19 protein-coding genes are annotated in these 26,047 nt (G+C 60.3%); 11 read left to right on the forward strand and 8 right to left on the reverse strand.

The window, feature by feature from the left end:
• Positions 1 to 60: 60 nt before the first annotated feature.
• The 6 genes from RKE50_RS10085 to RKE50_RS10110 form a co-directional block, all read right to left on the reverse strand.
• Positions 61 to 1,398: an aldehyde dehydrogenase family protein gene (locus tag RKE50_RS10085; RefSeq protein WP_350036272.1), complete on the reverse strand. Its 1,338-nt coding sequence runs from the start codon at positions 1,396 to 1,398 to the stop codon at positions 61 to 63.
• Positions 1,399 to 1,413: 15 nt separating this feature from the next.
• Positions 1,414 to 3,522: a TonB-dependent receptor gene (locus RKE50_RS10090; RefSeq protein ID WP_350036273.1), complete on the reverse strand. Its 2,109-nt coding sequence runs from the start codon at positions 3,520 to 3,522 to the stop codon at positions 1,414 to 1,416.
• A gap of 232 nt (positions 3,523 to 3,754) precedes the next feature.
• Positions 3,755 to 4,696, reverse strand: coding sequence for an Lrp/AsnC family transcriptional regulator (locus RKE50_RS10095; protein ID WP_350036274.1), 942 nt, complete (start codon positions 4,694 to 4,696; stop codon positions 3,755 to 3,757).
• Between the two features lie 82 nt (positions 4,697 to 4,778).
• Positions 4,779 to 6,353 carry an AMP-binding protein gene (locus RKE50_RS10100; protein ID WP_350036275.1) on the reverse strand — a complete coding sequence of 525 codons (1,575 nt, stop codon included), beginning with the start codon at positions 6,351 to 6,353 and terminating at the stop codon, positions 4,779 to 4,781.
• A gap of 5 nt (positions 6,354 to 6,358) precedes the next feature.
• Positions 6,359 to 7,204, reverse strand: a complete 846-nt coding sequence (locus RKE50_RS10105; protein WP_350036276.1) for an enoyl-CoA hydratase — start codon at positions 7,202 to 7,204, stop codon at positions 6,359 to 6,361.
• Positions 7,205 to 7,217: 13 nt separating this feature from the next.
• Positions 7,218 to 8,009, reverse strand: a complete 792-nt coding sequence (locus RKE50_RS10110) for an enoyl-CoA hydratase/isomerase family protein (RefSeq protein WP_350036277.1) — start codon at positions 8,007 to 8,009, stop codon at positions 7,218 to 7,220.
• Positions 8,010 to 8,215: 206 nt separating this feature from the next.
• On the opposite strand from RKE50_RS10110, the gene RKE50_RS10115 reads away from it, so the two are divergent.
• Positions 8,216 to 9,754 (forward strand): class I adenylate-forming enzyme family protein, encoded by a 1,539-nt coding sequence (locus tag RKE50_RS10115; RefSeq protein ID WP_350036278.1) that lies wholly within the window; start codon positions 8,216 to 8,218, stop codon positions 9,752 to 9,754.
• Complete coding sequence (locus RKE50_RS10120) at positions 9,751 to 11,874, forward strand: molybdopterin-containing oxidoreductase family protein (RefSeq protein ID WP_350036279.1); 2,124 nt, start codon at positions 9,751 to 9,753, stop codon at positions 11,872 to 11,874. Before RKE50_RS10115 ends, RKE50_RS10120 begins: the two co-directional genes overlap by 4 nt.
• A 5-nt stretch (positions 11,875 to 11,879) precedes the next feature.
• On the opposite strand, the gene RKE50_RS10125 is transcribed toward RKE50_RS10120, so the two are convergent.
• Both RKE50_RS10125 and RKE50_RS10130 read right to left on the reverse strand, forming a co-directional pair.
• Positions 11,880 to 12,686 (reverse strand): enoyl-CoA hydratase/isomerase family protein, encoded by an 807-nt coding sequence (locus RKE50_RS10125; protein WP_350036280.1) that lies wholly within the window; start codon positions 12,684 to 12,686, stop codon positions 11,880 to 11,882.
• A 39-nt stretch (positions 12,687 to 12,725) separates the two neighbouring features.
• Positions 12,726 to 13,319 carry a hypothetical protein gene (locus tag RKE50_RS10130; protein ID WP_350036281.1) on the reverse strand — a complete coding sequence of 198 codons (594 nt, stop codon included), beginning with the start codon at positions 13,317 to 13,319 and terminating at the stop codon, positions 12,726 to 12,728.
• Positions 13,320 to 13,553: 234 nt separating this feature from the next.
• Between RKE50_RS10130 and RKE50_RS10135 the strand changes: the two genes are divergently transcribed.
• Genes RKE50_RS10135 through RKE50_RS10175 form a run of 9 tightly spaced genes read left to right on the forward strand, consistent with a single transcriptional unit; the run spans position 13,554 to position 25,989 of the window.
• Positions 13,554 to 14,813 carry a serine hydrolase domain-containing protein gene (locus RKE50_RS10135; protein ID WP_350036282.1) on the forward strand — a complete coding sequence of 420 codons (1,260 nt, stop codon included), beginning with the start codon at positions 13,554 to 13,556 and terminating at the stop codon, positions 14,811 to 14,813.
• Between the two features lie 5 nt (positions 14,814 to 14,818).
• Entirely contained in the window at positions 14,819 to 18,217 is a 3,399-nt protein-coding gene (locus RKE50_RS10140; RefSeq protein ID WP_350036283.1) for a carboxyl transferase domain-containing protein, read from the forward strand.
• A 23-nt stretch (positions 18,218 to 18,240) separates the two neighbouring features.
• Complete coding sequence (locus RKE50_RS10145; protein WP_350036284.1) at positions 18,241 to 19,344, forward strand: acyl-CoA dehydrogenase family protein; 1,104 nt, start codon at positions 18,241 to 18,243, stop codon at positions 19,342 to 19,344.
• Positions 19,341 to 20,546: an acyl-CoA dehydrogenase family protein gene (locus tag RKE50_RS10150; protein ID WP_350036285.1), complete on the forward strand. Its 1,206-nt coding sequence runs from the start codon at positions 19,341 to 19,343 to the stop codon at positions 20,544 to 20,546. The genes RKE50_RS10145 and RKE50_RS10150 overlap by 4 nt, the downstream gene beginning before the upstream one ends.
• Positions 20,543 to 22,249, forward strand: a complete 1,707-nt coding sequence (locus tag RKE50_RS10155) for a thiamine pyrophosphate-binding protein (RefSeq protein WP_350036286.1) — start codon at positions 20,543 to 20,545, stop codon at positions 22,247 to 22,249. Before RKE50_RS10150 ends, RKE50_RS10155 begins: the two co-directional genes overlap by 4 nt.
• 33 nt (positions 22,250 to 22,282) lie before the next feature.
• A complete protein-coding gene (locus RKE50_RS10160; RefSeq protein WP_350036287.1) occupies positions 22,283 to 23,710 on the forward strand; it encodes an aldehyde dehydrogenase family protein in 1,428 nt (475 codons plus the stop codon).
• Positions 23,711 to 23,732: 22 nt separating this feature from the next.
• Positions 23,733 to 24,647, forward strand: coding sequence for a crotonase/enoyl-CoA hydratase family protein (locus tag RKE50_RS10165; RefSeq protein WP_350036288.1), 915 nt, complete (start codon positions 23,733 to 23,735; stop codon positions 24,645 to 24,647).
• Positions 24,648 to 24,680: 33 nt separating this feature from the next.
• A complete protein-coding gene (locus RKE50_RS10170; protein ID WP_350036289.1) occupies positions 24,681 to 25,562 on the forward strand; it encodes an enoyl-CoA hydratase/isomerase family protein in 882 nt (293 codons plus the stop codon).
• Entirely contained in the window at positions 25,549 to 25,989 is a 441-nt protein-coding gene (locus tag RKE50_RS10175) for a hypothetical protein (RefSeq protein WP_350036290.1), read from the forward strand. The genes RKE50_RS10170 and RKE50_RS10175 overlap by 14 nt, the downstream gene beginning before the upstream one ends.
• The last annotated feature ends 58 nt before the right edge of the window (positions 25,990 to 26,047 follow it).

Below are 26,047 nucleotides of genomic sequence, written 5' to 3' on the forward strand. Positions count from 1 at the left end.
CGACAATGACCGGTTGGTTGGCAGGGACCTGGCAACGTTTTCCCATGGTCTGGAGACCGCTTACTGGACGAAGACCGCTCTCTCGTGAGACAGCTCCCTGAACCCGCGTTCGCCATGATAGGCACCGAGGCCGCTATTATTTTTTCCGCCGAAGGGAAGGTGCTGCTCCAGAAAATGCGCAAGGCAGCTGTTCACCGTGACGCCGCCGGAACTGGTGTTGGCCAGTACCGCTTCCACGAAAGCCGTTTCTTCGCTGAATACGTAGAGCGAGAGAGGGTCGGGCTGGGCCTGCAGTGAAGAGAAAACGGTAGCGATGTCCTGGTAGCCAAAGACGCAAACTACAGGGCCGAATATCTCCTCGCGCAGGACCTTCGCCGATGCCGGGATGTCGGCCAGTATCGTAGGTTCCAGTACGAAACGGTCGACAAAGACAGTGCCGCCGCAGACCACACGGGCCCCTTTCGCCGTGGCGTCGTCAATATAGCCGGTTACCCGCCGAAGATTGCCTTCATTGACGATACGACCACAGACATCCACATCCAGCTTGCCGTCCGTGTACACGAGTGACTTCAATGCCGACTCCAGCAGGCCGAGAAATTCCTCCAACCGCTCTTCCGGAACCCAGACATTTTCCGGTGCCAGGCAGATTTGCCCGTGATTCATCAGCCGAACCCGGGCGATGTGCTCTGCCGCCAGGGACAGGTCCGCAGAGCCGTCAATGATCACCGGGTTTTTGCCGCCCAGTTCAAGGGTGACCGACGCCAGGTGATTCGCCGCCGCTTTCATCACCAGCTTGCCGACCGCGGGACTTCCGGTGAGAAAGATATGGTCGAAGGGCAACTCGAGCAGGGCGTTGGCCGTTTCCACGTCGCCTTCGACCACCGCCACTTCCTCCTCGGGAAATACCCCGGCAAGAAGTCCTGCCACCAGTTCACTGGTGGCGGGTGTCAACTCGTTAGGCTTGACCACAACACAGTTGCCGGCGGCAATGATGGGGACCAGTGGCTGGATAACAAGACTGAAAGGAAAGTTCCAGGGGCCGAACAGCAGTACCTGTCCCCGGGCTTCATAGCGAATTTCCGCGTGACCGGTAGGCAGGACGGTTCTGTCAACAGGGCGCGGCTTCAGCCAGTCCTCGAGATGGCTAACGGCGAAATCGATGTCCGAGTAGCTGCAGTTCAGTTCGACCTGGGTGTGCTCGGACGTCTTTCGAAGGTCCTGCCACAGGGCGGTCCGGATATCATCTTCCGCTGCTTCGATCGCGGCCTTCAGCGAAGTCAGCCGGTCGATTCTTGCCTGCGCTGAAGTACTGCGCTGCACCCACTTGTGCCGATGCTGCCTGGCGAATACTTCCTGCAGGTCCGCTCTGTAAGCCGGCTGTTGCTGCGATTCCATCATCGCCCCCGTTGCTACCTACTCTCCGAGTCGATAGCGGACTGTTACGCCGTACTCTCGTGGCGCCATTCTGAGAAAATTACCCGCGGATACCACTGAGATGGGATCCTCGTGGTCCAGAGCGTTGTTGACGAACAGGAAGGCCTCCCAGGTCTTCATTCTTGCCCCCACCCTGAAGCGCAGATCGTGCAGTTCGTCCGAGGACTGGCCGGTGAAATTGTCGGTTTCCGAGCGATAGGTGTAGCCCAGCTGTGTGTAGAGATTCCAGCCGCCAAACGGGCGTGAGTACTGGGCATTGACGTTGCTGGTCCATTCCGGGGTAAAGGGCATGTCGTCGCCTTCGCCGATCGAGCCCAGGCCGCCGTCGGCAAGGCGTGGATCAATGGAATCAAAGGTACTGTCCGTGTACGCGCCGTTCCACTGCAGCAACAGGCCGTCGATACCCGGCACCCAGGAGAGATCCCACTCCACGCCCTTGATTTCCACATCCCCCACCTGCAGGACCCCGGATAGGCCAAGGGTAGCGGTGTACAGACCCTGCAGGTCCTCCCACTCGCTGATGTAGGCCGCCAGCTGTGCACTGAAGCTGCCGTCCGGGGAGGTAAACTTGCCACCGACCTCGTAAGTCCAGACTTCATCCGGCTCGACCAGGGTCGCGGCGGGTAGTCCGTCCAGCTCCAGCGCCAGCCGCGCGGTACCGCTTTGCACAGTGCCGCTTCGGAATCCATTCGCTACGTTGACGTACAGGTTTGCTCTGTCGCTGAGCTGGTAGGCGAGGTTGAAGCGAGGGCTGAAGTGTTCGAATGTCTCCGAATCGGCATTTACGGAGCCCAGGCCGACAAGTACTTCATCTGAGGAACGATCGTCCTCGAAATACCGGAAGCCCAGTAGCGGGGTGAGCTTGCCGTCCATCAGTTCATAGGACAGTTCACCGTAGATCGCATAGGACTCGCTTTCTATGCTCAGCACGGTAGTCGCGTTCAGGAAATCCAGTGGCGGTGCGAAGCCGGAGAACTCCTGTGTATTGTCCGTGGCGCTGTCGAGGTAGAAGGCGCCGACCACCCAGTTGAAGGGGCCCTCACCTGCCGAAGACAGGCGGATGTCCTGCGAAAACGCGTCGGTATCCCACTTGAATTGGCCGAGCCCACCCAGCGTTGCAGAGCCAAAGCCCGGTGTACTTTCCATGTAGTTACTAGCGCTATACAGGTTGAAACCGGCAAGTGCCCACTCCAGCGTGAAGGAGAAGATGTCCGTGTCAGTATCGTTATCGGGCACCTGGCCAAAAGCCGGCTGTATCAGGGCGGGGTCGGCCTGGAGCAGCGAGTTGGCGAAATCCTGTTCGCTGTCAAAAGTCCAGTAGGAGGCTTTCAGTGTGAGATCGTCCGTGGCCTGGTACAGGCCCTTTATCCGGAGATTGGTGCTCTCCACGCTATTGGCGATCTCACCGGGTCGGTCTGAAACGACAGCATAGCCGCCGTAGTCTTCGAAGCCACCTGAGATACGCAAAGCAAACTTGTCTTCAATCACCGGAATGTTCACCACGGCGTCCAGGCTGTAGTTGATATCCGGTTCCTTGGCGAGGGAGTTGTCATCGGTTTGCGACACGCTCCCGAGAACATCCAGGGAAAACTTGTCGAGCGCAGGATCCTTAGTGATGAATTTCACCGTTCCCGCCATCGATCCCTGCCCGTACAGCGTTCCCTGGGGGCCTCTCAGCACTTCCACGCGCTGGAGGTCGAACATGCCGGACGGCGGCGACACCTGCAGGTTGGGAATGCTGAAGGGCGTGTCATCGACATAGACCCCGATCGTGGAATCCCCGGTCGTACTGGTGGCCCCGCTGCCGCGGAAATGTATGACGTTGAACCCAGGACCGTTGTTGGTCAGCTCGAACCCCCCGGGCACGATATTGACCAGGGATGAAATGTCCGAAATGCCGCGCAGTTCCAGTTCCTCTCCGCTGACTGCTTGCAGGGAAAGCGGGACTGACATCAGGGACTGCTCACGCTTCTGCGCGGTCACCAGCACTTCTTCCAGGACACCAGCCTGCTGTCCCTGTGCCAAAGCAGGTGTTGCCAGCGCGGCCGTAGAGACAGCCAGGGCGAGTAAGTTGATCTTCCGGCGCATTGCAAACCTCCGAAAATTTCTTCTTATGGGAGTTAAGCGTTATTTATAGCACACAGAAGCGCTTTACAAAACTAAAAATACAGACTTTATGATTTATATCGATAAATTCGTATTTGCTCATTCGGGCGTTTGACGATTACCCGCGAGCATAGCGAGGCGCCCACGGGCATGGGCGTCGCCATTCGGCGAATGGCGACGCCCTGGTGGGAAACACGAAATCTTGCGGATTTGCCTAGAGTGGCTCTTCCGGGGGGAAGAAGTCCGTGCGGGCCTTCACCCCCTTGACGAGAATGCTGACATCGGCATCCACGACCTCCGGCAGGCACTGGATGTGATCAGTGCAGAAGCGAGTGAGTTCGTCGCGATCCGTGCAGTTGAGTATGCAGCAGAGATTGAACTCGCCGGTGGTCAGGCTCAGGTGTGCGACCTTGCTGCTTTCCAGCAATAGCGCCGCGGTTTTCTTCAGCTTTGCCGGCAGCACGGCCATTCTGACAAAACCGATTTCGCTGCTGCCGGTCCCGTGGGATACCACGCTGAGCCTGATGGCCCCGGATTCCAGCAGCCTGGCGATTCTTTGCCGCACGTTCGACTCGGAGATGTGCAGCGCCCGGGCGATCCGGGTGTTGGTACTGCGCCCGTCGTGACAGAGCAGGGCGGTAATCTGCTCATCCGTGCTCCCCATGGCCATTATGGCTTTCATGTCGGGCTTCTCGGGTATTTCGGCGAAGCTCGCCTGTCCCCGCAGGAAACGAAGATTGATATCCAGCGTAATCCGCTTCACCCCGGGCACACGGTCGATCTCCTCATGGATGAATTGGGACAAAGCGGCATAATCTCTGGCGGCAACCACCGCCAGTATCTGGAAGTTTCCCCACACGAGGCCGATGCCGGTCACGTTCTCAAAGGTTGCTAGTTTCTCAGCCACTGCAGACGTATCGTCTCCTGACACCTCCACCAGGATCCACGCGGCAATACCGTAGCCCGTTGTGAAAAAGTTCCGCTGTGCCACGACCCGCATGATCCTGTTCTCAGACATTGTCTTGATGCGCGTGGCGATCGTCGACTCGGCAACGCCAATCTGCGCCGCGATGGCCTTGTTCGTCAGCCGGGGGTTCTCGCTGAGCAGTGCGGTTACCTGGGGGTCGATCTCGTGTGGGCGGTAGCGCTTTGCCATTACTCAGGCCATTGTCGTTCGATGCCGGGAATCATAGCACCGCGGGGCCGATCTATGGGTCGTGGTCGGTGCGGACTGGCAGTCAGCCTGCGTCGGCGCTATCCCATGTATCCGCGGTCACGCCTGCATCGCGTATCCTGGCTTTCTGAATCCGCAGTGTCGCCTGGGTTTTGGGAAGCTCAGGAAGAAATTCGATGTAGCGTGGCAGGGCGAAGTCAGGCATTCGTGTGCGCAGGAACTCGAGCAGCGCGTGCGGCTCCAGGGAACTGTCCGGGGTGAGCACGACGGCGATTTTCACCTCATCCTCATTGATCTCGGAGGCCACGGCGACAGCGCAGCTCTCGATCACCTCCGGGTGCTGGTTGACGCAGGCCTCGACTTCAAAACTGGAGATATTGTTTCCGCGGCGGCGAATATAGTCTTTTTTACGATCGGCGAAGTAGAACCTGCCTTCCTCATCCCTGATGAAGGTATCCCCGGTGTGGAACCAGCCATTCCGCCAGGCCTTGAAAGACTCTTCCGGCATGCGCCAGTAGCCCTGGTTCATTTCCCAGGGTTCCGTGCGCAGTATCAGCTCGCCGGGGGTATTGGGTGGCACTTCGAGGTCATTCTCGTCCACCAGCCTCGCCTCGACGCCGGGCCGCGCTTTACCGCAGCTCGTTATGCCTTCGCCGAAGAGCGCTTCCCTGCCGGAAACCAGCGGCATGGACGTCTCTGTCATGTTGTAGCAGGTGAAGACATTGACATCGAATCTCTTGACGAAGGCTTCGATGTCCTTGATCACCGGTGCCATCAGCACCCGCTTGAGTGGATTAGCGGCATCATCATCTCGCGGAGGCTGTGACATCAGGAACTCTGCCATGGGGCCCAGCATGACCGCCTGGGTACAGCCGTAGTCATTGATGTGGGGCCAGTATTCCGAGGCCGACATCCGGGGCGCGAGGATTGCACGCGACCCCGGATGCCTGGCTGCCATGTAGACCGGCCCTTTGCCGGAGATATGGTAGGGAGGGAATGGTGAATAGATGACTTCAGACTCCACCGGAACGCCCCAGTCGATATTGGATCCTGCTGCCAGCTGACCCCAGGGGATCACCACGGCCTTGGAGGGCCCCGTGGTGCCCGACGTCATAATTAGGGCCGCTGTGTCCCAGAGTCCGGGCACCGGTCGCTCCCTTGGGCTCGCCTGGCTGAGAAATTCCTCGGCAGTCATTATCCGCAGTCCTGTCTGCGGCAGCGTGTCAGGCATTCCGCCGAAGACGACAATCATTTCGAGGTGTTCAAGCCTGCGCTCGATTTCCCAGACGGCCGGGAGGAACTCCCGGTGAGCCAGCAGCATGCGAGCCCCGTTCAGGTTGAACGCATGGGCCAGCCAGTCCAGTCGAAACGACGTGTTGATAGGCGCCTCTATGGCGCCCAGCCAGCCACAACCCGCCCAGGCTATGGCGGCATCAATGGAGTTCGGAAACATCGAAGCCACAGTCTCGCTCTCTCGCACGCCGGCCATCTGCAGCGCGTCCGCCATCGCCAGGCTGCCCTCCAGGAATGATTGCCAATTCAGGCTCGACCCCTCGGTGTGCCGGAGAGCGACTCCATCCGGCATTTCCCTGGCCCGTGTGGCTATCAGGGCTTGCAAGCTCAGTTCGAAGTCGCTCATGTCGCTCAGTCCTCCTCAGGATCGATGTGGTCGCCGGTGATTCCCCGGAATCTCGCCTGCCGCTTTTCCCGGAAGTGCGCCACGCCCTCGCGAAAGTCCTCGCTGGCAAGGCTTTCCGCCATGGCTGTATCCGCATCGTCGATCGCCTCGCGCAGTTCCTGTTCCAGTCCGCTCCATAGCTGACGCTTGATTTCCCGCATGGCGCGGGGCGATACATTGGCGGCGATATCAGAGGCATAGCTCATGACCTCGCCCATCAGATCTCCTGGCGACACAGCACGGTTCACCAGCCCCAGGCGAGCCGCCTCGTCGCCGTCGAACTTGCGCCCTGACAGCAACAGGTCCGCGGCATTTGACGGACCGGCAATGCGCGGCAGGAGCCAGCCCACGCCGTGCTCCGCGACCAGCCCCCGACGGGAAAACGCGGTGGAAAATCTCGCGTCACTCGCGGCAAAGCGGATGTCGCAGTACAGCGCCAGCACCAGTCCCAGCCCGGCGCAGGCGCCGTTGATTGCCGCGATGACGGGTTTTTGTACCCGGGGGAAATAGGAGAATTTCGTGGAGAAGCCAGCTGACATGCGTCCGCTGAAGGCTTCGGCATCGTTGTCGCTGGTGGCGGGCTGCGTGGCCGCGCCGGCGGCGGCCGCCGCCATGTCGGCGCCGACACAGAAGCTTTCGCCCGCGCCGGTCAGCACGATTACCCGCACCTCCTGGTCGCGCACCGCCCTGGCCATGAGTTGCCTGACCTCAGTGTTCATATCGGCGTTCCAGGCGTTGCGCTGATCAGGGCGAGACAGGGTCAGCACAGCCACCCGGTCCTCTACGCGATAGGTGGTGGTTTTTAGCTCCATAGACGCCGCCTGCTCAGTTGCCGGTGAACCGGGGCTCGCGCCGCTCGAAGAATGCCTTCAATCCCTCCTGGCAGTCTTCCGTAGCGGCGGCAAGCAGCCATTGATCGGACTGCATATGCATGACGGCGGCGTCCGAGGCGCCGCTGACGGCGTTGATACTCCGCTTGATCATGCGCAGCGCAATCGGCGGCAGGCCACTGAACTCTTCCACCAGTGATTGCACGCCGGCGTCAATGTCGCCCTCGTCGACTGTGTAGTCGACCATGCCCCACTCACTCAGGGTTTCAGCCGGGAACTGCTTGCCCGACATGATCATGCGCTTGGCTCTCGCCGGGCCGATCAAGCGGGTGCATAGTGGCAGTCCGCCCCACATCAGGTTCATGCCCACGGTGACCTCACCGAAGCCCATCGAGGCGCCGCGCTCGGCAACCCTGAAGTCACAGGCGACGGCGATACAGGCACCGCCGCCGTTGGCGATGCCCTGGGTGGCACAGATAGTGGGTTGGGGCAGTGCCTGGATGGCATTGAGCAACTTCGCCCCCTGCTCGGCTATGCTGTGCTTGTCGCGTAGCGTCAGGTCACCCGAATTCTGGAGCTCCAGCCACTCCTTGAGATCGGCGCCCACGCAGAAGTGATTCCCCCGACCGCGTATCACAACCACGGCGACATCCTGCTGGTCGGCCAGTTCCTCCATGACCTCGGTCAGGCGCGTGATCATGCCCGTGGACAGAGCATTTCCCTTATCCGCCCGGTCCAGGAATACCGTTGCAGTGGCCGCGGCCTTTTGCAGATCAATCTGTGACATCTCGCTGCTCCGCGCTGCCGGGTAAGTGCCGTGTCAGCGCACCGTATAGGTGTGAGTCTGCGCCGGAAGCATAGATCATTTGTCGGCAAACGGCTATTTGTCGTTGATATTTCGGGCTATAAAAACGATTAATTTGTAATAGAGGTCTTGCAAAACTATTATCGTCGATACCGATCCTGCCCATCAGCTGTCGGAGCCTTCGCTGCATGCAAGACATTCTTACCGAGGTAGCCGGGCGGCGCGGCGACGCGCCGGCGCTGGTCACCGATGATCTCGAGGCGCATTACTGCGAGTGGAGCTTCAGGGAACTGGAGGACAACGCCAACCGTATTGCCCGGGTTCTTTGCAATCTCGGAATCCGGGGGGGAGAGAACATCCTCTGGTCCGGGCCCAATTCGGTATGGGCGGTGGCGATCATCAATGCCGCGAGGAAGCTCGGTGGGGTCTCCGTCGCCCTGAACTATCAACTTGCGCCGGAAGAGGCGCTCTACATCGCGAATCACTCGGACGCGCGCTGCATACTGTTCGACCAGGAAGCGGCGCCGCTGCTAGCGCGCATCCAGGATCGCTTTGAAAATATCCAGCACCGGCTCTACTACGGGGCGGGGGACGCTGGTCCGGGTGAACGCCTGCAGGCTCTGATCCGGGGTGTTCACGCAGCGCCCCTGCCGCCGCCGGAAGACCATGGAGGCGGGACATTGACCTATACCTCGGGCACCACGGGTCGCCCAAAAGGCGTCATTCGCCCACCTTTCGATCCTGCAGCCAACCCCTGGCTGGATGACATCGCCTATGAGCCCGGTGATGTTTACATCACAAGCGGGCCGGTTTATCACTCGGGACCACGCACATTCCTCGAGGCGGCGACGAAGAGCGGCTGCCTCGCTGTCATCCAGCGCAAGTTCAACGCCGAAAACTGGTTGCGCCTGGTGTCAAAGTACGGGGTCACCCACAGTTTTGCGGCGCCGACACCGATCCGTCGGATCTGCCAACTGCCGCCCGAAGTGCTGGCCCGCTACTCGACCGAGTCGGTGCGCGTCCTGATAGCCAACGCCGCGCCCTGGTCCCAGGCACTCAAGCTCAGCTACCTGGAGCATTTTCCCAAGCATTCTCTGTACGAAAGCTACGGCTCCACCGAGCTGGGAACGACGACGTTGCTGTATCCCGAAGAGCAACTCGTGAAGGTCGGTTCCTGCGGGCGCGCGGTAAAGGGCATCGAACTCAGGCTGTATGACGAAGCCGGGCAGCAGATCCTTGCGCCGAATACGCCCGGAGAGCTCTACGCCCGCGGGCACGGTGTTTTTGAAAGCTATTACAAGGACAGCGACAGCTACCTGCGCTGCCATCGCGATGGTTTCCAGACGGTTGGAGACGTGGCGTACCTCGATGAGGAGGGCTATGTCTACATCTGCGATCGCAAGCAGGACATGATCATTTCCGGCGGCGTAAATCTGTATCCCGCAGAGATCGAGAGCGCCATCGAGCAACACCCCGACGTGCTCGATGTTGCAGTGGTCGCAAGGCCCAATGAAGAGTGGGGCGAGTCGCCGCACGCGGTAGTGGTGATTCGGGAGGGCGGCTCGATGGACGCCGAGGAACTCGACCAGTTCCTGCGCGATCGCCTCGCTGCCTTCAAGATTCCGCGCTCGATGACCGTGGTGGATGCGATTCCGCGAAACGCTTCAGGGAAAATCCTGAAAAAGCAGATCCGCGATGAACTCGAACAGCAGGTGGCACCATCGTGAACAAAACCGTGAAGACCTTTTGCCGACTCTGTGAGCCCCTGTGCGGCCTCGAGGCGCAGCTCTCCGACACCGACGATAACGTGATCGTCAAACTCGCTCCTGACAGGAGTCACCCGGTCCACAAGGGTTTCGCATGCCACAAGGGGCTGAAGTTTCTCGACGTACACAACGACCCGGACAGACTCAATTTTCCCCTGCGACGGCGAGAGGCGACAGGCGCTGGAGCAGGATTCGAGCCCGTCGCCTGGGACCAGGCGATTGATGACATCGCCGGTCGAATACGACGGATTCAAGAGGAGCATGGCCCGGAATCCGTCGCCATGTTCATTGGCAACCCTTCGGCCTTCAACAGTACCGCCCGTTACGGCACGCGAAAGTTCGCCTATTCCATCGGGGCGAGAGACCTGTTCGGGTCCACCACCCAGGACACCACCAACAAATTCGCCGCGGCCGAGGCCGTCTACGGCAGCATCAGCGTCCACCCGCTGCCTGACCTCGACAACACCGACTTTCTTCTGAGCATTGGCAGCAACCCAAGAATCTCCCACATGACCTTCGTCAACGTGTCGGACCCGATGGGAAAGATCCGCGATATCGTCAGGCGCGGTGGTCGCGTGGTGCACGTCAATCCGCGCAAGATAGAATCGGCCGGCCCCAACACCGGCGAAGTGCTGCAGGTCAAACCGGATACCGACTTTTTCCTGCTGGCCGCCATATTGAACACGATCTTCGAGGAGGGGTGGTGTGACGAGGCGGCCCTGTCGACGATAAGCCGAGGGCTCGATGAACTGAGAAACCTGGTGCGAGAGTACAAGGCTGCTAAGGTCACCAATGTCGTGGGGGTGACTGCTGGCGCCATAGAGGATCTCGCGCGGGACTTTGCCCAGTCCGATTCCGCGGCAGCCTACATGGCCACCGGGGCCAATATGGGAAGGCTGGGAACCCTGACCTACTGGCTGTTGCAGATGCTTTCACTGGTGACGGGGAATCTCGGCAGATGCGGCGGCAACGTCTATTCACCCGGTTATCCGGCGTCGGCCGCCGCCGGCAAGGTCTCCCGGGACGTCGACCCCTACTTCGAATCGGATTTCGGCAGATTGCGACGAGTGATCGGCCTGCTGCCGGGTAATTTGCTCGCAGACCATATCGCGTCGGGAAGAACACGCGCGCTGATTTGCCTGGCCGGCAACCCCTTGCTTTCCATGGGCGGCGAAGTGCGGCTTCGCAAGGCGCTCGGCGAACTGGATTTGCTGGTGACCATCGATATATACCCCAACGCAACGTCTAGGTTCGCGCATTACCAGCTGCCGGCGACGGACTGGCTGGAGCGGGAAGACATCAACTTTGTTTCCCAGGGCAACCAGCTGCAGCCCTACCTGCAGTACACCGATGCGGTGGTCGAGCCTGCCCATGAGCGCAAGCCGGAATGGTGGATTTTCCAGCAGCTGCTCCAGGCCTGGAACGAACCCGGGGCCGAGGATACGCCGCCGGCGAACCACCTCGAACGGATTGCCAGGGACTTGAGGCGGGCCGGCATCGAGCTGGATTCTATAAAGGACGCTTCACCCCAGGTGATGGTCTTGCCGAAACCTGCCCCCGATGAAGTCTTTCGTTCCGGGATTCAGCACGACGACGGACTGATCGATTGTTTCCCCGCGGCATTCTCGGAGGCGCTGTTGAAGGCCCGGGAGATCTACCGGGAGCTTTCGGCAGAGCCGGCGGACCAGATCAAGCTGATCACGCTCAGAACCAACTACATGATGAACAGCTGGCTGAATAACCTGGAAGCGCTCAAGCGGCGCAACGCCAGGGACAACCCGATCTTTCTCAATCCCGACGATGCCGACTCGCTCGGACTGGGAGAGGACGACACGGTGGTAGTGTCCAGTGAGTTCGGCGCCGTCGAATGTCCGCTGCAGATAGATCGGGATCTTCGCCGCGGTGTGGCGGCAATGACCCATGGGTGGGGGCATCGCGACAATGAGAGTCTATCGGTTGCCAGTCGGTACCCTGGAACCAATGTCAATGAATTGCTGCCCACCGGGCCGGGAAGCTACGAGTCGCTCAGCAACCAGGCACACATGACCGGTATCCCGGTGCGCATCAAAAAGGCGCGTTAGCCGGGTCAACGTCCGGTGTATTCGGGCTTCCGCTTTTCGAGAAAGGCGAACATGGCTTCCGCGGTATCCTTGGTGCGCGAGCACATGATCTGGTTGCGATCTTCCATCGCCACGGCGGCTTCCAGGTTCGGGGCATCGATACCCATATTCAGGCCCTCCTTGGTCAGACGCAGCGCCAGTGGGGAGACCAGCAGCATATCCTCTATATAGCTCGCTGCAGCGCTCTCCAGCTCGCCGTCGGGGACAACTTCCGACACCAGGCCCGTATGCAGGGCGCGCTCCGCGTGTATGAACCTCCCGGTCATCATTAGCTCCGAGGCCACCGAGGTCCCGACCAGCCGGGGTAAATGGTAGCTGAGTCCCATATCGCAGGCAGACAGGCCGACGCGAACGAAAGCAGCATTCATCCGGGCGGATTCCGCTGCGATGCGCACATCCGCGGCCAGTGCAAACGCGAACCCGCCTCCACAGGCGGCGCCGTGAACCAGTGCCAGGATCGGTTGGGGGCAGCGCCGCATGTGGATGAATACCTGGGAAAGGTAGCGCTGGAATCCCAGTCCGGCCCCGAATACATCCCGCTGCGCGCCGCTGGTCGCTTCCTTGATGTCCAGCCCGGCGCAGAAATGACGGCCTTTAGCGGCCAGAACCACAAGCCGGGTTTCGCGATCCTCATAGAGCCCGTAAAAAAAATCCCGCAGCTCCGCCACCATTTTTACGTTGATCGCATTCTGTGCTTCCGGGCGGTTGATATATAGCCAGGCGACGTTGTTCTCCCTGCGCACCAGCAGGGTTTCGTAGTGTTCTTCCGTCATGCAATAGTCTCCAACACGCTGTTGGCACCGATGTAGTGGTTATTGGTCCAGCAGCCAAGCCAGACCTTGTCGCAGGGTGGCCACGGGCTGTTCGAGAATATTGTCGCCGTGGGCGACCACGACGCGCTCGATGGGCCACTGCAGGATGCCCTCAATAGATTGCCTGGCGGCGCGACGGTCCCGGTACATCAACCTGAGCAGCGGATGCCATCCCACTTTCCGGTAGACACCACCGAGCTTCAAATACCAGCGCGTGAACCAGTGATCGTTGTGATGGAAATTTTCCACGAGGTCCGAGGTCACCAGGGTCCCGCTAGGGGTATGGAACAGAACGGTCTCGTCCAGCATGCTGCCGTCGATGTGGCGGAACTCGAAAACCCCGCCGAAACTGCTGGCCGTCAGGTCCTCGAGGAATTCATCGAACTGCAGGTCGGGTCGTTTCTTCTCGAGTCCACGAGGGCCGTACAGTCTCGCGCCCGGCCATATATCCATGGCGTCGGCCGCGTGCATATGGTGGTAGCAATTCGGGCACAGGATATGGGCTACCTCTCCGAGCTCGTCGATGGCGCCGGCCGTTTCTGTGCCGATGGGTACCGGAGAGTGAAGCAGTAGCTGGCCATCGGGCAGTCTCACGATAGTCATCGTCGACCCGATATGTAAGCCCAGGAAGGTCTGGGGGCCGGAGCAGAGCCAGAGGTCAGGAGCGAGTGCGTCGAGTAGCGACATTGTTTTATCTCTCCCCGCAAAACGATATATTTGTATATAGTGGCAAATACTGCTACTTTTAGCAGCTAAAATGGCATTATACAATCGCATAATTCAGGTTGGCTCCGATATCGCTACAAACAACAGGGGGCGAGAGCGCTGATGGCTGGTAACGACATCGACATGGCCGTGGAGCCTGCATCCATAAAGGGCTGGAGCAACAACCTGTTTCATCCGGTCGTTGAAGAGTTCGCGAAAAACTTTCGGGAAAGGGATGAACTCGGTGCCAGTCTCTGTATTTACCACGAAGGCAGGTTGGCTCTGGATCTCCATGGCGGCCACGTGGACAGTGCCCGTCAGCAACCGTGGACAACAGATACGCTGGTCCCCGTCATGTCCAGCACCAAGGGCCTGGCGGCGCTCTGTGCCCATCTGCTGATAGACCGCGGACAGCTGGACCCGGAGGCGCCGGTATCGGAGTACTGGCCGGAGTTTGTCGCGAACGGCAAAGAGCTGGCCCGGGTCTCCATGATTCTCAATCACTCGCTGGGGCTGCCGGTTCTCAAGACCCCGGTCAAGCAGGGTGGCTTTCTGGACTTCGACTACATCTGCGAGCTCCTGGCGAACGAAAAGCCGTTCTGGAAGCCCGGCACGTCGGTGGGTTACCACGGTTTGACCTACGGACACCTGTTGGGGGAGGTTTTTCGCAGGATCACCGGCACCACGATTGGTCAGTTCCTGCGCCGCGAAATCGCGGAGCCGCTGTCGGCTGACGTGTGGATAGGGCTGCCGGAGAGCGAGCGCAGCCGGGTCTCGCGGATAGAATTCATCGAGCCGTCGGAAAAGGGTAACTGGGCGGAAACGGAAAGTACCCGGTTGATCCACAGCGACCCCGAAAGCATCCCGGCCCTGTTCGTATTGAATTCCGGCGGCTATGCGACGGGCGACGCCGTGAACTCCGCTGAGGCGCAGGCGGTGGAGATTCCCGCCGGCAATGCACTGGCAAACGGCCGAGGGCTTGCCACAGTTTATGCGCCCTTTGCCACGTCGGGGCAGTTCCGGGATAAGCAGTGGGTCGGGCAGGACACGCTGTATCGCATGGAGGAAGTCTCCAGCGCCACCTCGCTGGACCAGACGCTGTACATTGGTACACGCTGGTCACTGGGTTTCCAGAAGTCGGTGGATAACCGCTGGTCCGGTATTCCGGAAAGCAGCATGGTCCTGGGTTCGAGGGCGTTCGGACATGGCGGGGCCGGTGGTTCCCTGGGCTTTGCGGACCCCGAGTGTGGCATCAGCTTTGGCTACGCCATGAACCGCATGGCACCCACGCCGGGCGTGCCGGAAAAATGCCAGGCCCTGGTAGATGCCACATACCGCGCTCTCGGCTATCGCAGCTGTGGGTCGGGTTCCTGGCGCAGGTAATTGCCGTGCCGCTGCCATCGGATTCTCCATCAGTCCTGATCGCCAATCGAGGCGAGATCGCTATTCGCATAGCCCGCGCCGCGGCGGCGCTGGGCTATCGCAGCGTCGGCGTGTTCAGCGAAGACGAGAAAGACAGTGCGCATGTGCGCGCTACGGCAGCCGCGGTGGGTCTGCCGGGTACCGGCTACAGTGCGTACCTCGACGCAGGCAGGCTTATCCGCATTGCTTCCGAACAGGGCTGTAAATTGCTGCATCCGGGATATGGCTTCCTCAGTGAGAGCGCCGAACTCTCTGCGGCCTGTGAATCCGCCGGGATACAGTTCGTCGGTCCCTCGGCGGAGTCCATGCGTCAACTTGGCGACAAGGCTGCCGCCAGGAAGTTGGCGGAACAGGTGGGGGTGCCGGTACTGGCGGGCACCGCGACGCCCGTCAGTCTGGAACAGGCGACCTCATTTTTCAGTGAGTTGGATGACGGCGCGGCGATTATGGTCAAAGCGGTCGCCGGTGGCGGTGGCCGCGGTACGCGCATCGTCAAACAGCTTGAGGAACTGCCGGAGGCCTACGCACGGGCCAGGTCAGAAGCCGAGAAATTCTTCGGCAACCCCGACGTTTACGTGGAGCAATTTCTCCCCAAGGCGCGCCATATCGAGGTGCAGGTCCTGGGCGATGGTCAAGGGGGCATCATCCATCTCGGTGAAAGAGACTGCAGTCTCCAGCGTCGTTTCCAGAAAGTGGTGGAGATCTGTCCCGCCCCCTACATCGGTGATGAACTTCGCGAGCGCCTGTGCGATGCCGCGGTAAGGCTGGCCAGGGCAGTTTCCTATAGAAGCGCCGGTACGATCGAGTTTTTGCTGGATTGCAGTAGAGATGCCGCGGAGACGCCCGGCAGCTTCTATTTCATGGAGGCGAACACCCGGCTCCAGGTTGAGCACACTATCACCGAAGAGACCACGGGTGTGGATATCGTCCAGGCACAGTTGCAGCTCGGGGCCGGCGCCAGTCTGGCCGATCTCCGGCTGGATACGGATGTCACCCCCCGGGGCTGCTCTATTCAACTGCGTATCAACGCCGAGGCCCTGCAGCCGGACGGCTCGGTTCTCCCCTCGAGCGGCACCATCAATGCCTGTTGCTTTCCGGGCGGCCCCGGTATTCGGGTCGATACCCACGTCTATCCGGGTTACTCGCCCAATCCAAACTTTGATTCGATGATGGCGAAACTCATCGTCACCGCCAGGGAAGGCGAGCATGCCTACCCCAATGTCCGGCGCATGGCCCTGCAAGCGCTTGACGAACTCGATTTGCCTGGTGTCGAGACCAATCGGGATCTGCTGCGCGTGCTGTTACGGCGCCCGGAAGTGGAGGCATATGGCGTAAACACGCGTTTCCTTGATGCCGAACTGGCGTCGCTGCTGGAAGAAGCGGCGGCGCTGACGCCCACGGGGCTTGGCAAAACCGCAGCTGCCTCCGCTGTCGATAGCGCACTGGACAGGGCTGACCCGCTGGCGGCCCTTAATTACTTTCGCACGGCTGGCAATCAGGTCGAGGCCGTCAGTGGTCGGGCGTCTGATGTTGCGCAAGGTTTGCATGGGATTTCGGCGCCGCTGCAGGGCACGGTTGTCTCTGTTGCGGTGGAGCCGGGGCAGCGGGTCGATCGCGGAAGCGTCATTGCCGTAATCGAGTCGATGAAAATGGAGCACTCGGTCTCCGCGGATGTCTCGGGTACGGTAAAGACAGTAGCCATGTCAGTTGGAGATATCGTCCAGGCACAGCAACATATCGTCCTGTTGGACGCTGATGGCAGTGAGACCGAGGACGATACGGCTGAAGAGATCAGCTACGACCTTGAGCACATCAGTGAAGCGCTCGCGGAACTGCAGCGACGCAAGGCCGCCACCCTGGATGATGCCAGGCCGGCCGTGGTGGACGACTGGCACGGTCGCGGCCGGATGACGGTGCGTGAGATCGTCTCGGCGCTGTTCGATGAGGACAGCTTCGTCGAGTATGGCGGCCTGGCGCTGGCTGCACAGTCCAGAAAGCGCTCTCTGGAAGAGCTGATGGTGAAGTCCCCGGCTGACGGGTTCGTTTGCGGAATCGGAAGCGTCAACGCGGGACAGTTCGGCCCCGAGGCGTCCAGGGCGGTGTTCTGCGGCTACGACAACACCGTCTTCGCCGGCAGCCAGGGGATGTACAACCACGCCAAGACGGATCGCATGGTGGAACTGGCCATGGAACAGAGGCTACCGCTGATTTTTCATGCGGAGGGAGCCGGCGGCCGCATGGGTGAGACGGATCACAGTCCGATGGTCGGCGGACTCAACCTGCGTACTTTTGAAATGGTGGCCAGGGCAAGTTCGCGGATTCCGATGATTGGCTCCGTGGGAGGTCGCTGCTTCGCCGGTAACGCGTTCATTCTCGGGATGATGGATATCATCATCGCCACCGAAAATTCCAATATCGGTATGGGCGGCCCAGTGGTGCTGGACGGAGCGGGCATGGGTGTATACCGCTCGGAGGAAATCGGCCCCGCAGCGGTGCACAGCCGCAACGGGGTCGCCGACGTCGTGGTCCGGGACGACAGGGAGATGGTCGAAAAAATCACCCTGTTGGTGTCCTACTTCCAGGGGCGGCTCTCAGGCTGGAAATGTGAGGATCAGCGCGTACTGCGCCAGCTCATCCCCAAAAACAGGAAGCAGGCCTACGACACTCGCAGGATTATCCGTGCTGTGGCGGACAGCGATTCCGTCCTGGAACTCCGGGCCGGGTATGGCGCCGGCGTCGTCACCTGTTTCCTGCGCGTGGAAGGCAGGCCCCTGGGTGTCATCGCCAACAACAGCTCGCACCTGGGCGGCGCTATCGACAGCGAAGCCGGGGACAAAATTGCACGATTCGCCGGCCTTTGTGAGCGCTACGGCATTCCGGTGCTGACTCTTGTCGATACACCGGGAATGATGATCGGTCCCGAAGCCGAGAAGACCGCGATTGCCAGGCACAGCGCCCGGGTCATGTTGCGCCTGGCGAACCTGTCCGTGCCGATGTTTTCCATCATTCTCAGGAAAGCCTACGGCGGTGGCGCTGTAGCGATGGTCGGTGGCAGCTCCCGGGTGCCGGTGTTCTGCGTGGGCTGGCCTTCAACCGAGTTCGGGGTAATGAACCTCGAGGGCATGGTGAAACAGAAGTACCGGGATGAACTCGCCGCCATAGAAAATCTCGACGAGCGCGTGAAGCGCTATGAAGAACTGGTGGCTGAAGTATACGAGCGCGGCAGTGGCTTCAATGCGGCGAGGTTGTTCGAAATTGACGACATCATCGATCCCGCGACAACGCGCCAATGGATTACCCGCGGCATTATCTCCAGCGATGCTGGCCGACCCTGGCAGATATCCAGACCCATGGATGCCTGGTAAAGGCATGGAATCAAGGAAACCGGATGGACTCAGAGGCGACAACTCAAGTCAATATAGTTCGCGACCAGGTGAGGCGTTGGTGTCGAGATACATGGACATTTGATGCATTTCGCGAGGTGCTAGACGGCACCGTTGATCCGTTGCAGGCATGTTGGCAATCGGCCGCAGAACTGGGCCTGCAGGGTATGAGTCTTTCCGAAGCGCTCGGTGGTAGCGGGGCTTCCATGGACGAACTCGCCGCGGTGCTGACCGAGACCGGCGCGGTAGCCGCACCGCTGGCGTTTGCGCAGAGCTATGCCATTTGCCGGGCGCTTGAACGCTGGGGTTCCCCTGATCAGAAAGACAGATACGTGGAGTCACTCGCCAGCGGTGAGCAACGCTGCGCGCTGGCCTTGAGCGAGCCCGGGGATTCCTCTCCACTGGCCACCGGGAGCGTGATTTACAAGGACGGTCTTATCAGCGGCAGGAAGAAGGCAGTGCCCTGCGCGCTTGAATCCCGGTTGGCGATGGTCAGCGTGCGGATGGGTGATTCCCTTCAGAGCCGGCTTGCGCTGGTGGACCTGGATGCAGATTCCTGCAGGCTTACCCGGATCAATACCATCGATGCAACGCGCCGCGTGGCCAATATCGAGTTCGAGAATGCCGACGCTGACTTACTGGAGGAGAGCGATGTGCTGCGCACCGTATCCGAAGCCGCGACTTTCACTGCGTTGGAACAGCTCGGTGCTGCCCGGGAGTGCCTGCAGATGAGCGTGAATTATGCCCTGGAGCGCAAAGCCTTCGGACAGGTGATAGGCAAGTTTCAGGCCATCAAGCACAAGCTGGCGGATATGTACGCCAATATAGAAATAGCTGGCGGCAATGCGGCTGTCGCCCTGGATCGATTGGATGATCGAGCCGGCTGGCCCCTGCACTCGGCCTGCGCGCGCTACAGCGCCATCCAGGCCCTGGAATTCGCCGCGACGGAGACGATTCAGGTGCACGGGGCCATGGGCTGTACCTGGGAGTCCAACTGCCACCTTTTCTATCGGCGATCGCGCGCGCTGGCCCTGGAGCTGGGTGCCGTCGACTTCTGGAGCCAACGCATCATTCATGAGTTTGGAAAATCCGCAGAGGTGGCCGTATGAGCGCGTTTGACACAGAGGTGTACCGAAAGCAGGCGCGCGACTGGTTGGAAGAGTATGCGCCGGCTTTCAGCAAGGCAGCCACCGGGGAGCGCACCGCCGACGAGGATTTCGCACTGGGCCAGAAATGGCAGAAAACCAAATTCAAGGCCGGCTACGGTGCCATAACCTTTCCGAAGGAATACGGCGGTTCGGAGGGCCACGTCGTAGAAAAGCTGATATTTGCGGAAGAGGAACTCCGCTTTGACACGCCGCAGTACTTCAATACCAGCCTTGGTATGCCCGTACCGATGCTGATCCGTTACGGCACGGAGGAACAGAAGCGGGCCCTGGTGACACCGGCACTGCGCGGCGATCAGCTCTGGTGCCAGCTTTTCTCCGAGCCGAATGCCGGTTCCGACCTGGCGGCGCTGCGAATGCGGGCGCGCCGGGAAGGCGATAGCTGGATTCTCAGCGGACAGAAGCTGTGGACTACCTGGGCGCAATACGCCGATTACGGCATCGTGCTTGTGCGTCACGACGACAGTCTACCCAAGCACAAGGGCCTGACGATGTTTTTTGTCGATATGCGCGCGCCTGGAATTACGGTAAGGCCGGTACGCCCTTTGCACGGCCAGACTTCAATCAATGAGGTGTTCTTCGACGACGTCCGGGTCCCGGATATACAGCGCATGGGTGAGGTCGGCGCCGGGTTCAGGGTAGCCCTGGAAACGTTGATGATAGAACGTTATACCGTCAGCGACGTGTCTGGCTACGGACCCAGTGTGAGAGATTTCATGCAGCTTGCGCGATCCGTGACATGCGGAGGCGTCAGCGCCCTCGAAAATCCTGCGGCACGTCAGGTTATCGTCGACACGCTGGTGCAGGATGTCGGGCTCAACGAAATCCATGCCCGCGCACTGCAAAGCATCGCGGAGGGAAAGGAACCGGGCCCGGAAGGCTCCATCCGCAAACTGGTAGTCTCAGGAAAGCGTCAGCGCCTGGCGGCGGCCGCCATGGATCTGATGGGCGCCGATGGCGTTGCGATCGATCCCGCCGCGGAAATGAACGAGAGTTTCCAGGCCTCCTGGATTCGCGCGCCCGCCGGAAGAGTGGCGGGCGGCACCGACGAGATCCTCAAGAACACCATTGCGGAGCGCGTGCTGGGGCTTCCCCAGGATTACCGGCCCGATAAAGGCGTGCCCTACAGGGAGCTCGAGGGATGAGCGCCGTGTCAGGCAAAATCGACGGGGGCTTGTTGCTGGCGCAGGCGCTGGCGAATGAGGGGGTGGAACGTGTTTTCACCCTGTGCGGTGCGCACATCATGCCGGCCTATTACGGCTGCAAGACGCTTGGGATAGAGATCGTCGACGTCCGTCACGAGGCGGCTGCAGGTTATGCCGCTAACAGTTATGCGCAGACCACGGGAAAGCCTGGTGTGATAATCACCACGGCGGGACCGGGGGTGCTCAACGCCACGACCGCCATGGTGGAGGCCCGGGACCAGGGTTCTCCCCTCCTCCATATCGGCGGGGGTGCGGCGCTTGGGGCGCTGGATACCCGGCAGATGCAGGAGACCAACACCCTTGAAATCATGTCTCCCTGCAGCGTCTGGAGCAGACGCGTGTATGCTACGCACCGGCTGGGAGAATACGTTGCGGAAGCCTTTCGCAACGCCTGCGGCGATGCCCCTGGACCGGCATACCTCGAGGTGCCTGCGGATGTGTTGTCAGCGAACTGCGACTCGAAGTGGGCAGATCGGCTACCACAGCCGTGGCGGTACTCATCGCCCCTGCTGGAGCGTTCGGTCGTGGAAGGAATTGCCGCGGCCCTGGCCCGGGCTGAGCGCCCCGTCCTGGTGGTCGGGGATGGGATTCGATATTTCCCTGATGCAGCAGCGAAAATAGCAGCCCTGGCTCGGCAACTCGGCATGCCTGTTCACCCCATAGGGCTGGCCCGGGGTTTCGTTGGCGATGAGGCAGCATATCCACGGCTGCGAGCTGGTGTCTCAACCGTTGTCAATGCTGACCTTATCCTTTGCTTGCAGGTGCGCCCTGACTTTCGTGCCGCAATGGTGTCTGCCGCAAATCGCCGTGGCGCAGCACTGGTATCCGTTCATACCGACAGCCACCAGATCATTCGCGGTATACACCCATCTGACCGTTCGCTCTCGGCAGCACCAGACGGCGTCTGCGCGCAACTGCTGGAAGCGCTCGACGGGCACAGCGTTGCCGAAACGTCGCAAGCCTGGCTTGAGCAGTCGGTTGCGTATACGGAGCAGGAGCGAACTGCCTGGCTCACAGGCTTCAATTCGTCTAAACAACCTATGCACCCCGGACGCTGCGCTCACGAAGTCGCGGAATTCCTCCGCCGGGAGCAGCCCGAATTCACGGTGGTAGCCGACGGTGGTGACTCCTCCCTGTGGATTCGTGAGGCCGTGACAGTTTCGGCACCTGGACAACTGATCAGTTGGGGGCCGAACGGCACCATCGGCACCGGGCTCGGATTCGCGATTGGAGCCTGGTTTGGTCGCAGGAAACCTGTGCTGCTGTTCACCGGTGACGGCAGCTTCGGCTTTCACGCCACCGAATTGGATACGGTTGCCCGTTTCCAGATTCCTCTCATTGTCGTTATTGCAAACGATTCCGCGTGGGGTGTGATAAAGGGCACTGAACAGCTCATACGTCCCGCGGCCGTCGCCGAGCACGGCAACCTGGCCACTGAGTTCAGTGAAATGCTCCATTACGAAAAGCTCGGAGAAATCTGGGGAATCGATGGAGAGCTTGTTCGGGACTTTGACGAGATCGGTGCGGCCCTGCGGCGAGCTGTGTCTACCGGCAGGCCCTACATCATCAATGTCGAAATCAGTCAGGAAGACTTCAGCCCGGTCATCGCAGCCTACGGTGCCAGCGTGAAGTCGGGCGGATAGCGGCTTCGATCTCACTGTAGCAAGGAAAAGACCATGCCTGAGACACTGAAAAACTATATTGATGGGAAATGGTGCGAGTCCGAAGCGGATGACTACGTGAACGTGGTCAATCCGGCGACGGAGGAAGTTGTCGCGCGAGTCGCGCTCGCCGGAGAGGCGGAAGTCAATGCTGCAGTGAGTGCGGCAAGGCGCGCATTTGCCCGCTACTCGAACTTCACGGTAGCGGAACGGGTCGATTTGATGGAGTCCGTCGCTGCTCGCATGAAGGAGCGAGCATCAGAAATTGCGCAGGCGATTACCACAGAGATGGGTGCGCCGGTGGGCCTTGCCAAGGCCGCACAGTTCGGCGCCGCGCTGGGTCAGTTTGAACACACAATAAAGATCCTACAGGCTTTTGATTTCGAAGAGGAGATGGGGCCACATCGCATTGTCCGTGAACCCATCGGTGTTTGTGCCTTGATTACGCCGTGGAACTGGCCTGTCGCCCTGTCCATCATCAAGATTGCGCCGGCGCTGGCTGCAGGTTGTACGATGGTGCACAAGCCCAGCGAGATTTCACCATTGTCCGCCGAAGTATTTGCGAAGGTGCTGGATGACGCGGGTGTGCCTGCAGGGGTGTACAACCTCGTGCATGGCGACGGCCCCGGTGTCGGTACGCTGCTCAGCAAACATCCCGATGTCGATATGGTTTCCTTTACCGGCTCTACCCGGGCCGGGGTCTTCGTTGCCCAGAACGCTGCGCCCACAGTGAAGCGGGTGACCCAGGAGCTCGGCGGAAAATCACCCAATATCATCGCGGAGTCAGCTGACGTCGCCGCCGCAGTAAAGCGTGGTGTTCACCAGTTGCTGGTGAATTCCGGACAGTCCTGCAACGCGCCCAGCCGAATGCTGGTGCCCGCATCTGCGCTCGCAGAAGCCGAAGCAGCTGCTACAGCCGCGCTGGAAAAGGTGGTCTCGGGCGATCCGAAAGAGCAGAGCACGACACTCGGCCCGGTGGCGAGCAAGGCGCAGTACGACAAAGTCCAGCGATTGATTCAGAGTGCGCTGGACGAGGGCGCCAGACTGGTGGTCGGGGGACCAGGTAAACCCGAGGGTCTGGAGACCGGCTTCCATATCAAGCCGACGATCCTGTCGGACGTGACCAACGATATGTCCATCGCCCGGGAAGAGGTGTTCGGCCCCGTGCTGGTCATGATCCCCTATTCCGGACTGGATGAAGCCATCGATATAGCCAATGACACGGATTACGGCCTGGCCGGTTATGTGCAGGCGGGAACGCGTGAGGAAGCCGTGTCGATAGCACGACGCCTGCGTGCCGGCAACGTACATCTCAACGGCGCTTCTCCCAGCCCCGACCTTCCTTTCGGCGGATACAAGAAGTCAGGAAACGGTCGCGAATGGGGCAAATTCGGTCTCGAGGAGTATCTCGAAATAAAGGCGATCGCGGGGTTTTCCGACTAGCCAATACGGGGGAGTGCAGCACATGACGCAAGAATTCACCAGGATCGAGTACAAGAAGTACGATGGCCGCGTGCGCATCACGCTGAATCGACCGGACAAAATGAACGCCCTGAGCCTGGGCCTTCAGTCGGAGCTTTGCGAAGCTCTCTGGGAGGCTGACAACGACAAGGATGTTCACTGCGTCATTCTTTGTGGCCGCGGCCGCGCCTTTTCCGCCGGTTACGATCTGACCGGGGCGGACAAGCAGGTGCCGGTGTCCCGAATTGCATCCGGGGAAAACAACTACCGCGGGATGAAAGGCATAGACGACGATGCCTGGCAGCTCGAGCGGGCGCAGAGGTTCCGCATGGCGCTGTTCGATATGCACAAGCCCTCCATCGCCCAGGTGCACGGGTATTGCCTGGCAGGCGGTACCGACCTGGCCCTGCTCAGCGACATGATCATCGCGGCAGACGACGCCACCATCGGCTTCCCGCCCGCCCGCAATCTGGGGACGCTGCCCAACAACATGTGGATTTATAACATCGGCCCCCAGTGGTCCAAGCGTCTGACCATGACCGGCGACACCATTACGGGCCAGGAAGCGGCCCACCTCGGGCTGGTAATGAAGTCTGTGCCCGGCGATCTTCTTGAGTCCGAGGTTGAGTCCCTTGCAGACCGTTTCGCGAGAATTGACCCTGAGCTGCTGTCGGCAAACAAACGCACAATCAATATTGCGCTGGAACTGATGGGTGCGAGAACACTGCAGCGTCTTGCCGCGGAGATGGATGCACGAGGGCACCACACCGCAGCGGCTGACACCTTTGTCGGCGCCGTGCAGGAACACGGTTTGAAAGAAGCGCTGCGTATGAGAGACGAGCAGTTCGGAGACGGCAGGGCAGCGGTATTCGGGCCGGATATTCGTGACGAACGGGGACACCTGGTAGAAGACCAGTGAAGGTAGATTCGCTGCTGTGCCGAGGCCGCCAACATGCCGCCCATTGACACGCTTGAGCTGCCCCGGTCGTTCAGCGACTTTCGTGCGCGGATGGAAAAGCCGGGCGTACTGGTCATAGAGTTCGCCCGCCCGGAAAAACTCAATGCGCTGACGGTATCGGGCAAGCGTGACCTCATTGAGCTGTGCGCGCAGATCAATATGAGCCCGTCGATTCGGGTAGTCATTTTTACCGGGGCCGGCCGGGCATTCTGCGCCGGTGATGATATTGGCGGCACGGCGGATCAGCGTGACAACGCGCTCGCGCCGGACATCAACCATGACTACAGCACTCCCTCGGCTACCTACAACTATCTGCGGACGCTGACACAGCCTCTGATACAGTCGGTGAGAGACCTGGATCGCGTGACCATCGCGGCGATCAACGGTGCCGCCGTCCAGCTCGGACTGTCTATCGCGCTGTCCTGTGACTTTCGTGTCGCCGCGACAGGGGCAAAACTGGGCTACGGCACGCTCCGTTTCGCCATGCAGCCCGATGAGGGCGGGCACTACCTGCTGGTTCAGCACGTGGGACTGGCAAGGGCGCTGGAAATAATTCTGAGAAACCGTTTTCTCGACGCTGACGAGGCCATGTCGAAAGGCCTCGTCAACGCCACGTCGGAGCCGGACAAACTCATGCTTGCTGCGACAGCGCTCGCTGAAGAACTCGCTGAAGGACCCCAGGTGGCCATGCGCATGTTGAAGCGCGCGCTCTATCGTGCGGCTGACTCAAACCTGGTCGAGGCGATGGAGGATATCGCCTTGAGAACATCCATTACCAACTTCAACTGCGATACCCGGGAAGGGCTGGAGGCGTTCAGGAGTGGGCGTAGGCCGCGTTACAACCAGGGATTGAACGACAGCGATGCCGACGAGTAGGAAGCGCTACGGCTCCTTGCCATGGATTGCACTGGTCGAGCGCACCCTGCATAGCTTGTGCGAGGGGCACATTCCCGACGGGGTGAACTTTGTTTTCAATGAAATACTGACCGGGGTACCCAAGGAGCTGCAGCCAGGCTGCGGTGAGCGGGTGGGTTGGTATATAAAACTGGCAAATGCGGAGCTGGATGTCGGCGCGGGAATTCTGCAGTGCGCTGATCTTCGCGTCACTATGGATTACCGCACCGTTCAGCCCTACGTATCGGTGGTGTTCGCGAAAAATCCCCAAGTGGAAAGAGAGGCGCGCATGGCGATGATCAACGCGTATCGAGAGGGAAAGTACCTCATCGAGGGTGATCAGGAGGCCATGGCGGGTATGCCCTGGGCAGGCAAGCTGCACGACGCCCTGGCGCCCTGCACATGCTAGCGACATCGCGCCGTGTGAAAGTTCAGACAGGGCCGGGTTAAGACGCCCCCGATTTTTC

It is taken from the genome of Pseudohaliea sp. (assembly GCF_040217025.1).
Taxonomy (GTDB): domain Bacteria; phylum Pseudomonadota; class Gammaproteobacteria; order Pseudomonadales; family Halieaceae; genus Pseudohaliea.

Excerpts from the sequence above, each read along its gene's own strand:
- RKE50_RS10150 (WP_350036285.1), top strand. The coding sequence starts at position 19,341 with ATGAGCGCGTTTGACACAGAGGTGTACCGAAAGCAGGCGCGCGACTGG.
- RKE50_RS10085 (WP_350036272.1), bottom strand. The coding sequence starts at position 1,398 with ATGATGGAATCGCAGCAACAGCCGGCTTACAGAGCGGACCTGCAGGAA.
- RKE50_RS10145 (WP_350036284.1), top strand. The coding sequence starts at position 18,241 with ATGGACTCAGAGGCGACAACTCAAGTCAATATAGTTCGCGACCAGGTG.
- RKE50_RS10155 (WP_350036286.1), top strand. The coding sequence starts at position 20,543 with ATGAGCGCCGTGTCAGGCAAAATCGACGGGGGCTTGTTGCTGGCGCAG.
- RKE50_RS10165 (WP_350036288.1), top strand. The coding sequence starts at position 23,733 with ATGACGCAAGAATTCACCAGGATCGAGTACAAGAAGTACGATGGCCGC.
- RKE50_RS10115 (WP_350036278.1), top strand. The coding sequence starts at position 8,216 with ATGCAAGACATTCTTACCGAGGTAGCCGGGCGGCGCGGCGACGCGCCG.
- RKE50_RS10160 (WP_350036287.1), top strand. The coding sequence starts at position 22,283 with ATGCCTGAGACACTGAAAAACTATATTGATGGGAAATGGTGCGAGTCC.
- RKE50_RS10175 (WP_350036290.1), top strand. The coding sequence starts at position 25,549 with ATGCCGACGAGTAGGAAGCGCTACGGCTCCTTGCCATGGATTGCACTG.
- RKE50_RS10125 (WP_350036280.1), bottom strand. The coding sequence starts at position 12,686 with ATGACGGAAGAACACTACGAAACCCTGCTGGTGCGCAGGGAGAACAAC.
- RKE50_RS10090 (WP_350036273.1), bottom strand. The coding sequence starts at position 3,522 with ATGCGCCGGAAGATCAACTTACTCGCCCTGGCTGTCTCTACGGCCGCG.
- RKE50_RS10095 (WP_350036274.1), bottom strand. The coding sequence starts at position 4,696 with ATGGCAAAGCGCTACCGCCCACACGAGATCGACCCCCAGGTAACCGCA.
- RKE50_RS10110 (WP_350036277.1), bottom strand. The coding sequence starts at position 8,009 with ATGTCACAGATTGATCTGCAAAAGGCCGCGGCCACTGCAACGGTATTC.
- RKE50_RS10100 (WP_350036275.1), bottom strand. The coding sequence starts at position 6,353 with ATGAGCGACTTCGAACTGAGCTTGCAAGCCCTGATAGCCACACGGGCC.
- RKE50_RS10170 (WP_350036289.1), top strand. The coding sequence starts at position 24,681 with ATGCCGCCCATTGACACGCTTGAGCTGCCCCGGTCGTTCAGCGACTTT.
- RKE50_RS10135 (WP_350036282.1), top strand. The coding sequence starts at position 13,554 with ATGGCTGGTAACGACATCGACATGGCCGTGGAGCCTGCATCCATAAAG.
- RKE50_RS10105 (WP_350036276.1), bottom strand. The coding sequence starts at position 7,204 with ATGGAGCTAAAAACCACCACCTATCGCGTAGAGGACCGGGTGGCTGTG.